Origin of the sequence: Enterococcus sp. DIV1089c (genome assembly GCF_050530965.1) — a bacterium.
In the GTDB taxonomy this organism is placed as follows: domain Bacteria; phylum Bacillota; class Bacilli; order Lactobacillales; family Enterococcaceae; genus Enterococcus_B; species Enterococcus_B hirae.
Window position 1 is genome coordinate 2,651,046 of the sequence record NZ_CP172888.1, and the last position, 13,955, is coordinate 2,665,000.

Genomic DNA, 13,955 nt, shown 5'->3' on the forward strand with positions numbered 1-13,955 from the left:
CCGCTCCTTATTGGTAATCCTTTATTTGAAATGATTAACATTTGTATTAGTTTGCTACCTATTACACAATCTTTATACATTATATAGATGTTATTCCCTTTTGTCTAACTCATTTTCATTATTTTTAAAAATTTGTGGTTAAGCTCTTTTTCACGAAATTTACAGAAAGAAAACGGTTTAAAGATTACACTAGTTATTTGACGAAAACGGTTGACTTATGGCTGATTTTCATTAGAATGTATAATGAATCACAAAGAATATTGTGTACTAAAAAAGGAAACGGTGGGAGTAAAATGAAGAAAAAACGTTTTATTACTGGATTTGCTGTATTAGCTTTTTCAGCTTTAATGTTAGGTGCTTGTGGTGCGGATGATAACGGAAGCTCTAACAGCTCAACAGAAGCTTCAACTGCTAAGACATCAGAAACAAAAACAACTGAAAGCTCAGCACAAATCGTTGCTGGCGACGAGTTACAAGATGGTACTTATAAATTAGAAGAAAAAAATTACTCTAACGGTTATCGTGCAGTCTTCGAAATGGTTGTCAAAGATGGCAAAATCACTGAATCTAAATATGACAACATCAACGAAAATGGCGAGTCTAAAACCAAAGATACAGAATACAACAAAAACATGGAAGCAAAAGCTGGTACTAGCCCAGAAAAATTCATTCCACAATTGAATGAACAATTAGTCGAAGCACAAAGCGCAAGTGGAGTTGAAGTTGTTACTGGTGCAACTCATTCTTCAGAAAGCTTCCAAAACTATGCACAACAATTGATCCAAGCTGCTCAAGCTGGTAATACTGATACAATTGAAATCAATAACGGTGCAGATCTTCAAGATGGCACATACAAATTAGAAGAGAAAAACTATTCTAATGGTTACCGTGTCCAATTTGAAATGACAGTCGCTGATGGTAAAGTATCTGAATCTAAATTTGACTATGTCGACAAAGACGGCAACTCAAAACAAGACGATGCAGACTACAACAAAAATATGAAAGCAAAAAGTGGTACTTCTCCAGAGACATACATCCCTGAATTGAACGATGAACTTGTCAAAGCGATGGGCGAAGAAGATGGTTCACCTGCAGATGTTGAAGTTGTCACTGGTGCGACTCACAGCTCACATTCATTTGTAATGTATGCACAACAATTAGTGAATGCTGCTGAAAAAGGCGACACTCAAACAATTCAAGTTGACAATATCGTAACAAAATAAATTTTCTATAATTATCCGTGAAAGAGACGATTGCACAAGTTGTTTCTTTGAGATCCAAGCCGAGATGTCCAAAATTTTTCTTTGAAAAATTTTTGTGATGTTTCGGCTTATTTCTCAAAGTACACTTTTTGATTTCTCAGCAACCGTCCCTTCCACTAATGAAATGAGGAAACACATGTTAAAGAAACGATTACTCTCTTTCGTAGCCTTTTTAAGTTTGTTCACGTTAGCAGCTTGCAGCACAGCGACGAAACAAACGACCTCTGAGAGCAAAACAACCACCAAAATTTTACAAGAACCTTATTCTGATGAACAGTTCTTATTAGGGACTTATGTTCGGATTCGAATCTATGATGAAGGCAAAGAAGCAGCATTAAAACCTGCCTTTGCTCGGGTCAAAGAACTAGGTGATAAAATCACGATCAATCATGAGGGTTCCGAAATCGACGCAGTGAACCAACAAGCGGGTATCAAGCCAGTAAAGGTTTCTGATGATATCTACACGTTACTAAAACGTGCTTATGAATATAGTCAAGATTCACAAGGTGGTTTTGACATGGCAATCGGTGCTATTACTCAATTATGGCGTATTGGGTTTGACGATGCGAGAAAACCGGCCCAAGAAGAAATCGATCAAGCATTAAAGCTGGTTGATTACCATAAAATTGAGCTGAACGATAAAGACAAAACTGTTTATCTGAAAGAAAAAGGCATGATCATCGATCTTGGAGCCATTGCTAAAGGCTATATCACAGATGAAGTTGTCAAAGTGTTAAAACAGCAAGGTGTAACGACTGCTATCGTTGACTTAGGTGGAAATGTCTATGTTTTAGGTCATAGCCCACGTGGTGAAGATCAAGACTGGACAGTTGGTATCCAAGATCCGAATCTAGCACGTGGTTCTGTTTTAGGGACGATTAAAGAACGGAACAAAACATTAGTGACTTCTGGCATCTATGAGCGTTATTTAGAAGTAGATGGTAAAAAATATCATCATCTATTTGATCCAGATACTGGTTATCCTTTTGATAATGATATTGCTAGTGTTACAATCATCACAGATAAATCAATTGATGGTGATGGCTTGTCGACAGCTGTCTTTTCAATGGGTGTGAAAAAAGGATTGGAATACGTCGAAAGTGAACTGAATGATGGAACGGAAGCCATTTTTGTTACCAAAGAAAACAAAGTATACGTGACCGATCCAATCAAAGATACTTTCGTTTTGGACAAAGATTCTAAATATACGATGGGCGATCGTTCTGAATTGAAATAAGGAGTATGAACTATGACACTAAAGATCTTTTTAGAAGTAGTAGAACTACGAACAAAGGTGGCTAGTGTATTTCCTTTTGCGATAGGGGTTTTATTCTCTATCGCTTTTTTTCATGAAATACATTGGCTTAATACAGGGTTGTTTTTTATTGGTATGTTGGTTTTTGATTTAGCAACAACAGCAATCAACAACTATATGGACTACCAAAAAGCCCATTCGAAAACTTATAAATACCAAGAAAACGTAATTGGACGAACTGGCATCTCACCAAAGCTGATCCAAAAAATGATCCTAGGAATGATTTTCTTTGTCTTACTGATTGGTGTAATCCTAACCGCCAGAACTGGGATTTTATTATTATTGATGGGCGCTACTTGTTGCTTTATTGGCATTTTTTATACCTTTGGGCCCATTCCCTTATCACGAATGCCTTTAGGGGAAATTTTTAGTGGGGTAACGATGGGATTAGGGATTTTTGCCATGGTCATTTATATCAATACTTACAGTACGAAAGTATTTGACCTGATTCTTTCTTTTCAGACAGGAACCTTTCGTTTAGAAGGAAATATTTGGAGTATCTTGACGATCATCCTAGCTTCACTCCCCTTGGTTTTTACGATTGCCAATATCATGTTAGCTAATAATCTACGGGACTTAGAAAGAGATATCGAAAATCATCGCTATACTTTAGTATTTTATATTGGGCGCCCCATTGGACAATTGTTGTTCCAGTTACTGATGTATGCTTGTTATCTAGTCGTCTTGATTGGACTATTGAGCCATGTCTACCAGTGGCCAATCTTGTTGACTTTTCTCACATTACCAACGATCTATCGTAACTTGCAACAATTCAAACAATCCTTGCCTCACCCCATCAGTTTTAGCTATGCCATCAAAAATATGATCTTGTTCAACAGTAGTTATGCATTGGGCTTACTTTGCAGTATTCTGTTGTCTTATGTTTAGAGATCCATTGATTTTTCAAATAAAAATAAAACCCATGAAGTCAATGAAAAGCTGTGACTTCATGGGTTAATTTTAAGTTATCTTAGAATGCTAATCTTTTACCTTACAGGCGCTTGCAAAAGCTGTCCCTGTAAACCTTTCGTTAGTGTATTGCCGCCGTTTATTCGTTGGTTTTCTGCAGTTAGTCTTGCAGCCTTTGGTATTGCACGTTTTAAAGATCATTAATTCTTTATAAAAATTGATAAAGTCAGATAAGTAGTCGATTGTCCTTTTACTGACCGATCCTTCAATGTTAAGTAAATAATAAAAATGAGTAAGAAAAGTTTCAATTTTCTTAGGCATGATTGTCTGGCGATTAGTATCTGTTGTAAAGAGCAAACCGAAATAGGAACTTAAGACATTTGCTACATTATTTCTAGTTACATTAAACTTATATTTTTGACTCATCAACGTTGTAAAGACCGTATCTTTTTGAATTACTGTTAAAAGTTCAGTGACAACCATTTCTTTATTCTCCAACTCATCTTCCGGTACAAAGTGTTTGTGACCTATACGAATGATCGAAAGAAAAATGTAATACACCGAATAAATAATTTTAGGAGCACTAGCCGTTTTATTTTGTGCTTTGAGACACCTACGTATTAATTGATAGATAGAATCAAAATAAGCAAACTCTTGTATTCGATACATCTCTTTAAACATGCATGCAAATAAACGTCTAATTTCCGTTTCATTGCCAACTACCATTAATTTTGCTTGTAAATCGATCTGAATATTTATGGTCTCTGTATAAAAATAATTGTTTATTTTTGACACAATCCTGCGAATACTTGTTTTACTCAAAAATAAAGATTGAGAAATTTCAGTTAGTGTTGGTTCGTATATGACTATGTATTTTAGTATTTTGACATTAATTGAATTATTCAGTATTTTTACAAAAATATCATCTAAATTGACATTGTTCGGTATCGTCAAACTCACTTCTTTGTGATTATTTACCTCAATATGAACAGGAAAATAGGAATCATTGAAGTGTTCAATATCAGCAATTAGTGTTTTATCGGTAATTGTCAGCTTCCTTGCTAGTTTGTTAAGATTGGAAGACCTAGTATTTAACAAATAAAGTAAGGTAACTTGCCTTTCTAATTGCTTTTCAAGTAACCCCATAAGTACAAAACTCCCTTCTATTAAACATCATGTAAGAGTATCGTACAGTCAATTCCTTTAATTTCCCGTATGTTTTTTTCTAGTTTTAGAAATTTAAGTTCTCAAAAATATTTGAATTGTGTTAAAATATAAAATTTAAAAATCCAATCATATAGAATATATCTATTCCATTTTTTAAATAACAATAACTAAATACAATAATAACCAATGTAACAAATAACCATGAACGATTTACTATAAAGTTAATAAAAAACAAGTATAGAAATTTATAAAAAAAACACTAACATAACAAAAATATATGATAAAATAATTTATATACCATAAGAGAAAGGTGGGAGGAAGCGATTTCTAAGATTTTGAAATCCAAAATGATGATGAAAGAACTTAATATACTGGAAAAAACTTCAGAAAGACAAGTCAAGTTAGCATTACTTCTGGGTATGTCATCAATTGAGTGCAACACGCTAACAAAGCAATTAAATGTGACAAAAAAAACATTATTAAGTGACATTGTTTTTTTTAACCACACCTATTCCCCTGTTGTCGTTAAAATTGATCAATATCAAATCATAACATTAAAAATGCCTAATGATATGAATCTGGAAGACTTAATCAAAAAAATACTAAATCATTCTACGAACGTTCAAATCTTAAAAACGATTTTTATTAATGAACCTGTTTTGTCAAAACTCGCTGAAACATTATTTTTAAGTGAAACCAGTATTCGGCGAATTATTTTTAAAATCAATGAATATTTTTCTGAAAGAAACTGGCCAATCATGATCAAAGTTGCTTCTCAGTTACAAATTACAGGTGACGAAAGTTTTATACGGCATTTTTTTTGTAGCATGTTTCGTGAAATTTATACCCCGCAGCAACTACCACATTTTGACTATATATTTGACTTGTTACAACGTTATCATAATAAAAACCATACATTTTCTTCAGTAAGTACATATAAGTTAATTTTAAATAGTTACTATTTTTATACGTCCATTATTCGTATCGGACAACGACACATAATTGATTACCCTTTAAAAAAAGAAACCGAAAGTGAACGATTATTTTTTGACTTATTGACAAAAAGTACCGTTCTTTGTTCGATCATTGAAAAGAAATATAATTTTAGTATTACAAAGTCAAATGTCCATAACCTATTAAGTTCATATAGTCATTTATATTTTTTTAATTCAAAAAATGATGAATTAATGGAGCAAAAGAAATTACAAAATTTAGTTCATAGTTTTTATCGTTATATGGGCATAGATATTACCTTATCTCCTAATGACATACAAAGACTAAATGACTTTATCCATTTTAATGAACGATTGCAATCCTTTAAGACGACATACATAGATCTTTTGTCACAAACATTTATCAAAGAATCAGAAAAACTATTATCAGCTTATGAAAAGTCAATCGAACAAGCCGGTTTGACTGAAATCAAAGAAAACCAATTACTTTATGAAGAATTATTTTTAGAACTGATTACATTATCTCCACAATTATTATCAACACTCCTTCCTTATAAAAAACATTTATCCATCGTCATTGTTTCTTATCAGGAAGAACGGATTTTGTCTTTCTATAAACAACTGCTGTTAAAAAAATTTCCGTCGTTATATAAAATTTATATGTATCAAGAAAATATTTTCTCTGTTGATTATGTGAAAATCAATCAATATGACCTAATTTTAACTGATATCGAGCTAAATCAAACGAAAATCTCGACTAATATGTTAAAAATATCAAAAATTCCCACTTCTGTTTTTTGGAGCAACCTAAAAGAACTTCTTTATGCATAAGGGAGTTACATCATTGCTCGTTTAACATCGGTATCACAGCATAAAAATATAGTGCGACCTGAAGTTAGTCTAAAAACTAACTTTGGACTCGCACTATAGTTATACTTTCTATCGCATAGTAACAAACTCTTCTGCACCAGTTGGATGGATAGCGACCGTATCATCAAAATCTGCTTTTGTCGCGCCCATTTTAATTGCAACAGCAAAACCTTGTAACATTTCATCGACACCAATACCAATTGCATGTAAGCCAATGATTTTTTCTTCTTCTCCTACGCAAATCAATTTCATCTCACATTTTTGTCGATAGTCATTCAATGCAAAATACATAGGTGTAAATCGTGAACGATAAACTTTGATCTGATCACTTCCATAAGTAGCCAATGCTTCATCTTCTGTTACACCGATCGTTGCAATTGGTGGATGGGTAAATACAACTGTTGGTACTAAGTGATAGTCTAGATAAGAATTTTCTTTCCCATTAAATAGCCGTTCAGATAAACGGCGACCTGCAGCAATTGCCACTGGTGTCAAATCAATTTTACCGATCACATCTCCCACCGCAAAAATATGTGGATCTGTGGTATTTTGATATTTATCAACTTTTATAAAACCACGTTCATCTAATTTTACTTGGGTATTTTCTAATCCTAATTGATCGGTATTAGGCACTCGACCACCTGCAAACAATACACAATCACCAGAGAGTCGTTCACCATTTTCAAATACAACTGTATACTCATTGTCGTTTTTGATGATTTCTTTAGCTATATGTCCAGCGTAAGTTTTGATCCCAGCTTCTTGATACATCTCAACTAAGTTATCAGATAGCATTTTATCAAAAGTTCGTAATGGACGTTCTTTTCGATACGCCCACATTACCTCACTACCTAGTCCGTGTAAAACACCAGAAAGTTCTGCGGCAATATAACCTGCTCCTAAAACAATTGTCCGTTTTGGCAATTCTGTCATCTCAAAGAAGCCATTTGAATCAATTGCATATTCGCCACCAGGGATCGTCATTTTGCTAGGCTTACCACCAGTTGCAATCAGAATTTTTGTTGCTTGATAGGTTTCCCCATTTACTTCCACGGTTTGACTGTCTATAAAGGTAGCATATCCTTTAATTGCATCCACTTGATTACTATCTAAGCCACGTTGATACGCACCATGTAAAAAGTCAATATATTTCTCACGCTTTTCAACTAACTCTCTAAAATCTACTTTTTTTACATCTGCTTGGATCCCATAACTTGAAGCATCTCGTTCCATTGTTTCTAGGATCGTGCTGGCTTGCCACATTACCTTTTTGGGTACACAACCAACATTCACACAAGTCCCACCAAGTTCATTTCCTTCAATTAATAAAACTTTTGCACCGTGCATTCCGGCACGATTCGCAGAGGCGATCCCTCCAGAACCACCACCGACAACTATATAATCATACGTTTTCATGCTATGCCTCCTAATTTAAGAAGATGCTTGCTTTTCTTCTTACTTTGGATAAATTTTCAAGAAAAATTTCTTCTCTACTCTTTTTATCCTTACAAAAAATAAGTGTAACACGTTTAAACAGATAATATAACTTTGATGCTTTATTTTTATTCGATTGGTTAGCGTATGCTTTTATTTTCTTTTCCGAATCATATCTCCTGGTTTTACAGGTTGTGTCACTGGCATAGTTAAAATCATCATCGGATTTGGTGCCCGATCAATGGATTCATCTTCTTCATTGTACATTACCTCAACCGTTTGGCTAAAATGAGTGAATCCTGGACCATAAAATTCGATCTCATCTCCCACAGAAAATAGATTTCGTTGACGGATCGTTGCAATTTTGGTTTTTTCATCATAAGACATTACTTCACCTACAAATTTATAAACAGGGATCTTACGACGTTCCCCAAATAATTGTTCATTTTCTGTTGGTGTATTGTAATAAAATCCTGTAGCAAGTTCCCGTTGTGCCACTTTCCATAACTCATCAATCCACTCTTGCTTGCAGACATAATTCTCAGGGTCTTCCATATAACTGTCGACCGCAGCTTTATAAACATTAGAAACTGTAGAGACATAGTGGATTGATTTCATTCTTCCTTCAATCTTAAAGCTATCTACCCCATTTTCAATCAATTCCGGGATATGCTCGATCATCGACATATCTACTGCACTCATTGAAAATTCTTCTTCTATTTCGCCGTTTTCTGTCAGATGATTTCTTTCTTGGCCAAAAGGCATATCAAATAATCCATATTTCCAACGACAAGATTGTGAACAGCCCCCACGATTAGCATCACGCATTGACATGTGATTAGATAAAGTACAACGGCCAGAATAAGAAATACACATCGCACCATGGATAAAGGCTTCAATTTCCACATCCGTATTTTTACGAATCTCAGCCACTTCTTCCATAGAAACTTCACGAGCTAAAACGACACGCTCTAATCCTTCTTCTTTCCAAAATTCAAGAGTTTCAAAGTTAGTGGCAGATGCTTGTGTCGATAAATGGATCGGTAAGCCCGGTGCTTCTGTCGCACATATTTCAATCAGCGCTGGATCTGAAACAATTACGGCAGAAATTCCGACATCACGTAATTGACGGAAAAATTCTCCAGCACCTTCTTCATTTCCTTCATGTGTCACCATATTTGCAGCAACATATACTTTTGCGTTATGTGCTTTTGCAAAAGCTACGCCTTCAGCCATCTCTTCATAGGTAAAGTTACCTGCGCGACTTCTTAGTCCATAAGCATTTCCGCCAATATAGACTGCATCTGCGCCATAATGAATCGCTGTCTTTAATTTTTCAAGTGTCCCAGCTGGAGCTAAGACTTCGGGTCGTTTCAATTTTCTTTTTGTTGTCATTTTTTCTCGTCATACTCCTTACTTGATGGCTTCAGGATCAATATAGAAGAAGCCAGTATCTAATTCACGATTTTGAGGATGTAATTCACTTATCTTTTTGCTTAATATTTCAGCACTTTCCTCATTCCAAGTACCTGCAAGGATTTGTTCTTTCGCTTCCACAAATGCTTTGGTAATTTTTACAAAATTTTCTCCTGGGGTAAATAAACCATCAAGTTTCCATGTACGGAACTGATGTTGATACAATAACCCTAATTCTTTTGACAGGTTGATGTCATTGCTGGCAAAAATATGGGTCCCATGAGTGTCTTCATAGATGGAATAATGTGTGTCGTCTTTCTTAGGTTCTGAAATAAACAATCCCCGATCACGATCTACTCGCTCTTCTTGTTTGGTAAAATGATAATAATTTTGCAATAAAGGACGTTTTGATTGATGAATGCAAGTAGCACCATACACTAGAATTTCTACCGGAACATTTAGTTTTTCTTCCATGGCTTTCATTTCTTCAAAAGGAACTTCTCTAGCTAAAACAGCTCCAACAGCTCCTCTTTTCGCCCAAAAATTGATTTGTCTAGCACTAGTAACTAACGTTTCTGCATCAAAAATGTAGGGAATACGCCATTCTGGATGTTTCTTCATGGTGTATATGATACCTGTATCACCTACTGTCAGTTGATCTACCCCAATTTCTTTCAGGAATTGTAGATATTCAGGTACTTTTTTCATTTTTTCAGGATGAATAATCCCATTCATCGCAATATTTACTTTTTTACCATATGTGTGCGCCAATTCAACTAATTGACGTTGTTCTTTTCTTGTAAACGACGCAGGTAATCGCAAACCAAATAGTTCCTCGCCAAAATACAAAGTATCTGTTCCTGCTTCAAGTAATTCTTTTGCTTGTTCAAAAGTTTCTACCGTAGTTATGATTTCGATCATCATTTCCTCCTCCTACAACTCCATAATAGTAGCATAGCTTAAAAAAGTTGCCAACACTTCTTACATTTATTGGTGGATTTTTGAATTTAAATTCACAAGGAAAAAAGTAAAAAAATAAAAAAGTGAGAGTCTTTTGCCCATAACCTTCAATCGTTATGTGGAACAAAATTCTCTCACTTCTTTTTTAACTCCTATGATTCAACTACATACTTTTTTGGAAGACGTACATTCAAAGTGATTTTTCCTTTGGAGGCTCCCACTGTCACTTGATCGCCTAAATGGATTTCTCCACCTAATAATGCTTCACTTAAGCGATCTTCTATTTCTTTTTGCAACGCTCTTCGTATTGGACGAGCGCCATATTCAGGATCAAAACCAGCTTTTCCGATCACATCTATTGCTGCCGGAGTGATCTTCACTTGGATATCCTGTTCTTTCAAACGTTTGACGATTGCTCGACTCATAATTTGAACAATGGAGTGGATTTCATCCTTGCTTAATGAATGGAAGACAACTGTTTCATCTATCCGGTTCAAGAACTCTGGACGGAATGTTTTCTTTAATTCTTCTAAAATACGCTTTTGCATGGCTTTATGATCTTTGGTAATGTCTTGGACATTGAAGCCAACGTTTTTTTCTTCTCGAATTTGGGTTGCACCAATATTGGAAGTCATGATCATGATCGTATTTCTAAAATCAACTTTCCGACCTTTAGAGTCTGTTAAATGGCCATCGTCTAGTACTTGTAATAACAGATTAAATACATCTGGATGGGCTTTTTCTACTTCATCTAATAAGATGACAGAGTAAGGTTTTTGTCGAATTTTTTCTGTTAATTGCCCACCTTCATCATACCCAACATAGCCAGGAGGTGACCCAATCAGCCGACTCGTACTGTATTTTTCCATAAACTCAGACATATCAACCCGAATCAAGGAGTTTTCATCCCCGAACATCACTTCAGATAAAGCTTTGGCAAGTTCCGTTTTACCAACTCCTGTCGGTCCTAAGAACATAAAGGAGCCAATTGGTCGATTTGGATCTTTTAACCCACTACGAGCCCGACGAATTGCTCTTGATACTGCTTTGACTGCTTCATCTTGTCCAACAACACGTTCATGTAAAAGTGCTTCTAATTCCAATAAACGCTGACTTTCTTTCTTTTCCAGTTGTTGTAATGGAACACCTGTCCATTCAGAAACGACTGTGGCTACATCTTCTTCAGTCACACGATCAGCATAACCATTTTCCTGCTTTTCTTCTAGTATCAATAGTTTTACTAATTTTTTGTGTAATGCTTTTTCTTGTCTTCGCAATTGTGCTGCTATTTCAAAGTCTTGTTTTTGGATTGCTCGTTCTTTTTCTTTGACTAATTGTTCGATTTCCAACTTAATTACTGTAGATTCCGAAAGATCATCTGTTTGATCTAAGCGTACCTTAGCAGCTGACTCATCAATCAAATCGATTGCTTTGTCAGGTAATTGACGAGAAGTGATATAGCGTACAGAAAGATGAACCGCAGCTCTTATCGCATCATCAGTGATTTCTACACCATGATGCTCTTCATATCTTGAACGAAGACCACGTAAAATCTCTTCTGCTTCTTCAGGTGTCGGTTCATCTACTTGAATTCGAGCAAAGCGTCGTTCAAGGGCAGAATCTTTTTCAATGTACTTTTGATATTCATCTAACGTTGTAGCACCAATTGTCTGTAATTCTCCACGAGCTAAAGCAGGTTTCAAAATATTAGATGCATCAATTGCCCCTTCTGCACCACCGGCACCGATCAAGGTATGCAACTCATCAATGAATAAAATGACTTGACCGTCGTTATAGATTTCGTCAATCACCTTTTTCATACGGTCTTCAAATTCTCCACGGTATTTTGTTCCCGCTACTAAAGACCCCATGTCTAACATCATCAAGCGTTTTTCTTGCATCTCTTCAGGAACTTCACTCATCACGATTTTTTGGGCTAAACCTTCAGCAATCGCTGTCTTACCAACACCAGGTTCCCCTACTAATACAGGATTGTTTTTAGTTCGGCGACTAAGTATTTGAATCAAGCGTTTTACTTCTCTTGAACGCCCAACAACTGGATCAAGTTTTCCGTCTCTCGCTAACTTCGTCAAATCTCTTGCTAAAGAATCTAACGTTGGAGTACCTTTTACCATTTGACGCTTTTCTTGTGGGTTTTTACGACGGATACTATTATTACGACTATCATTTTTTATGCCCATTTTTTGTTTCAAAGATTGTCGGACTTTCGTTAAACTGATCCCCAAATTGATCATCATCCGAGTAGCCATGATACTTTCATCTCTTAGCATACTCAATAAGATATGTTCCGTTCCCACTTTTTGAGCACCCATTTTTCTTACTTCACTATTTGCCAATGCAAAAATTTGTTTCATGCGTGGCGAATAAGGTAAAAAGGTTCCTTGAGGATATGAAGTCATTGTACCGTAGCCAATCAAATGCTCAATCTCTTCGTAGATGTCTGTTTCAGTTAATCCAACTTCACGTAGTACTTTCCCAGCAATTCCATTCGGTTCAATAACCAATGACAACAAAATATGCTCAGAACTAACAGACTGATGCTTAAACTTTTTTGCTTCATCTTGTGCAATTTCTAATACTAATTGTGCTCTTTGCGTAAAAAGTTCTTCCATTCATCTTCACTTCCCATCTTCATAGCTTAATCGTTCAAGAAATGCTCGAAGAATTCGAGCACGAACATAATCTTCTAGCCCACCATCTACATTCAGTGTATTTTTGGCAATTGCGCTCAGCATTAAATTGCCTTCTTTTTTAGTAACAATTTGATCCTCATATAATTTTTGGATGATTGCAAAAGCATTTTTTTCACTAATCGTTTCATTGAATAGCTGATTCACTTGTTCCAACATATGCCTTTTATCAGAAATTCTTACTTTGGCAATCCGTATGTAGCCACCACCGCCACGTTTACTCTCAACCAAATAACCTCGCTGAATCGTAAAACGAGTATTAATCACATAATTAATTTGAGAAGGTACACAATTAAAGAGGTCGGCCAGTTCAATCCTGCGAATCTCAATCATTTCATTCTTTTCTAAAAACTTTTTTATATATGATTCAATTAAATCCGAGGTATTCTGATGCGCCATCTTACTCATTCCTTTGACTAATATTGACCTTAATTATAGCGAATTTAATATCAGAAAGAAAGAAGAAAGACTTTTCCCTTAGAAATCATTAAAAATATAAAAAAATACGGAATGCAGGATTCCGTATTAACGCGCCCAAGAGGAGTCGAACCCCTAACCTTTTGATCCGTAGTCAAACACTCTATCCAGTTGAGCTATGGGCGCATATTCAGTTCATTTAAATTATAAAATACATTTCTAGAAAAATCAATAAAAATAAAAAATCGGGAAGACAGGATTCGAACCTGCGACCCCTTGGTCCCAAACCAAGTGCTCTACCAAGCTGAGCTACTTCCCGAAAATATAAAAAAGACTACGCGCCCAAGAGGAGTCGAACCCCTAACCTTTTGATCCGTAGTCAAACACTCTATCCAGTTGAGCTATGGGCGCATATTTGTAATGCCGAGGACCGGAATCGAACCGGTACGGTGATCACTCACCGCAGGATTTTAAGTCCTGTGCGTCTGCCAGTTCCGCCACCCCGGCGTTGTTACTTTGGCAAAGCGGAAAACGGGGTTCG

General features: G+C 35.7%; 10 protein-coding genes and 5 tRNA genes (1 of these 15 only partly in view). 4 read left to right on the forward strand and 11 right to left on the reverse strand.

Annotated elements, in window-relative coordinates:
• Window positions 1-293: 293 nt before the first annotated feature.
• From pplA to menA, 3 genes are all read left to right on the forward strand, one after another.
• Window positions 294-1,223, forward strand: coding sequence for an extracellular electron transfer flavoprotein PplA (pplA, locus tag IGL30_RS12510; RefSeq protein WP_088745608.1), 930 nt, complete (start codon window positions 294-296; stop codon window positions 1,221-1,223).
• 175 nt (window positions 1,224-1,398) lie between these two features.
• Window positions 1,399-2,499 carry an FAD:protein FMN transferase gene (locus IGL30_RS12515; protein WP_088745607.1) on the forward strand — a complete coding sequence of 367 codons (1,101 nt, stop codon included), beginning with the start codon at window positions 1,399-1,401 and terminating at the stop codon, window positions 2,497-2,499.
• Window positions 2,500-2,511: 12 nt separating this feature from the next.
• A complete protein-coding gene (menA, locus tag IGL30_RS12520) occupies window positions 2,512-3,465 on the forward strand; it encodes a 1,4-dihydroxy-2-naphthoate polyprenyltransferase (RefSeq protein WP_010737221.1) in 954 nt (317 codons plus the stop codon).
• A gap of 90 nt (window positions 3,466-3,555) precedes the next feature.
• Here menA and IGL30_RS12525 read toward each other — a convergent pair whose 3' ends face one another.
• Entirely contained in the window at window positions 3,556-4,632 is a 1,077-nt protein-coding gene (locus IGL30_RS12525; RefSeq protein ID WP_260222102.1) for a helix-turn-helix domain-containing protein, read from the reverse strand.
• A gap of 371 nt (window positions 4,633-5,003) precedes the next feature.
• On the opposite strand from IGL30_RS12525, the gene IGL30_RS12530 reads away from it, so the two are divergent.
• Window positions 5,004-6,437, forward strand: coding sequence for a helix-turn-helix domain-containing protein (locus IGL30_RS12530; RefSeq protein ID WP_317751797.1), 1,434 nt, complete (start codon window positions 5,004-5,006; stop codon window positions 6,435-6,437).
• 108 nt (window positions 6,438-6,545) lie between these two features.
• Here the strand turns inward: IGL30_RS12530 and gor are convergent, their stop codons facing one another.
• The 10 genes from gor to IGL30_RS12580 form a co-directional block, all read right to left on the reverse strand.
• The gene (gor, locus tag IGL30_RS12535; RefSeq protein ID WP_053765987.1) at window positions 6,546-7,892 is read right to left on the reverse strand and encodes a glutathione-disulfide reductase; all 1,347 of its coding nucleotides are present in this window, start codon (window positions 7,890-7,892) and stop codon (window positions 6,546-6,548) included.
• 171 nt (window positions 7,893-8,063) lie between these two features.
• On the reverse strand, window positions 8,064-9,305 hold the full coding sequence (locus IGL30_RS12540) for a peptidase U32 family protein (RefSeq protein WP_010720714.1): 1,242 nt from the start codon (window positions 9,303-9,305) through the stop codon (window positions 8,064-8,066).
• A gap of 18 nt (window positions 9,306-9,323) precedes the next feature.
• Complete coding sequence (locus IGL30_RS12545) at window positions 9,324-10,247, reverse strand: peptidase U32 family protein (protein WP_088745606.1); 924 nt, start codon at window positions 10,245-10,247, stop codon at window positions 9,324-9,326.
• Between the two features lie 191 nt (window positions 10,248-10,438).
• Complete coding sequence (locus IGL30_RS12550) at window positions 10,439-12,919, reverse strand: ATP-dependent Clp protease ATP-binding subunit (RefSeq protein WP_123875128.1); 2,481 nt, start codon at window positions 12,917-12,919, stop codon at window positions 10,439-10,441.
• Between the two features lie 6 nt (window positions 12,920-12,925).
• Window positions 12,926-13,396, reverse strand: coding sequence for a CtsR family transcriptional regulator (locus IGL30_RS12555; RefSeq protein ID WP_034700167.1), 471 nt, complete (start codon window positions 13,394-13,396; stop codon window positions 12,926-12,928).
• A 130-nt stretch (window positions 13,397-13,526) separates the two neighbouring features.
• A tRNA-Arg gene (locus IGL30_RS12560) sits at window positions 13,527-13,600 on the reverse strand.
• Between the two features lie 59 nt (window positions 13,601-13,659).
• Window positions 13,660-13,733, reverse strand: a tRNA-Pro gene (locus tag IGL30_RS12565).
• Window positions 13,734-13,751: 18 nt separating this feature from the next.
• Window positions 13,752-13,825, reverse strand: a tRNA-Arg gene (locus IGL30_RS12570).
• A gap of 10 nt (window positions 13,826-13,835) precedes the next feature.
• Window positions 13,836-13,921, reverse strand: a tRNA-Leu gene (locus IGL30_RS12575).
• Between the two features lie 16 nt (window positions 13,922-13,937).
• A tRNA-Gly gene (locus IGL30_RS12580) sits at window positions 13,938-13,955 on the reverse strand (it continues 54 nt past the right edge of the window).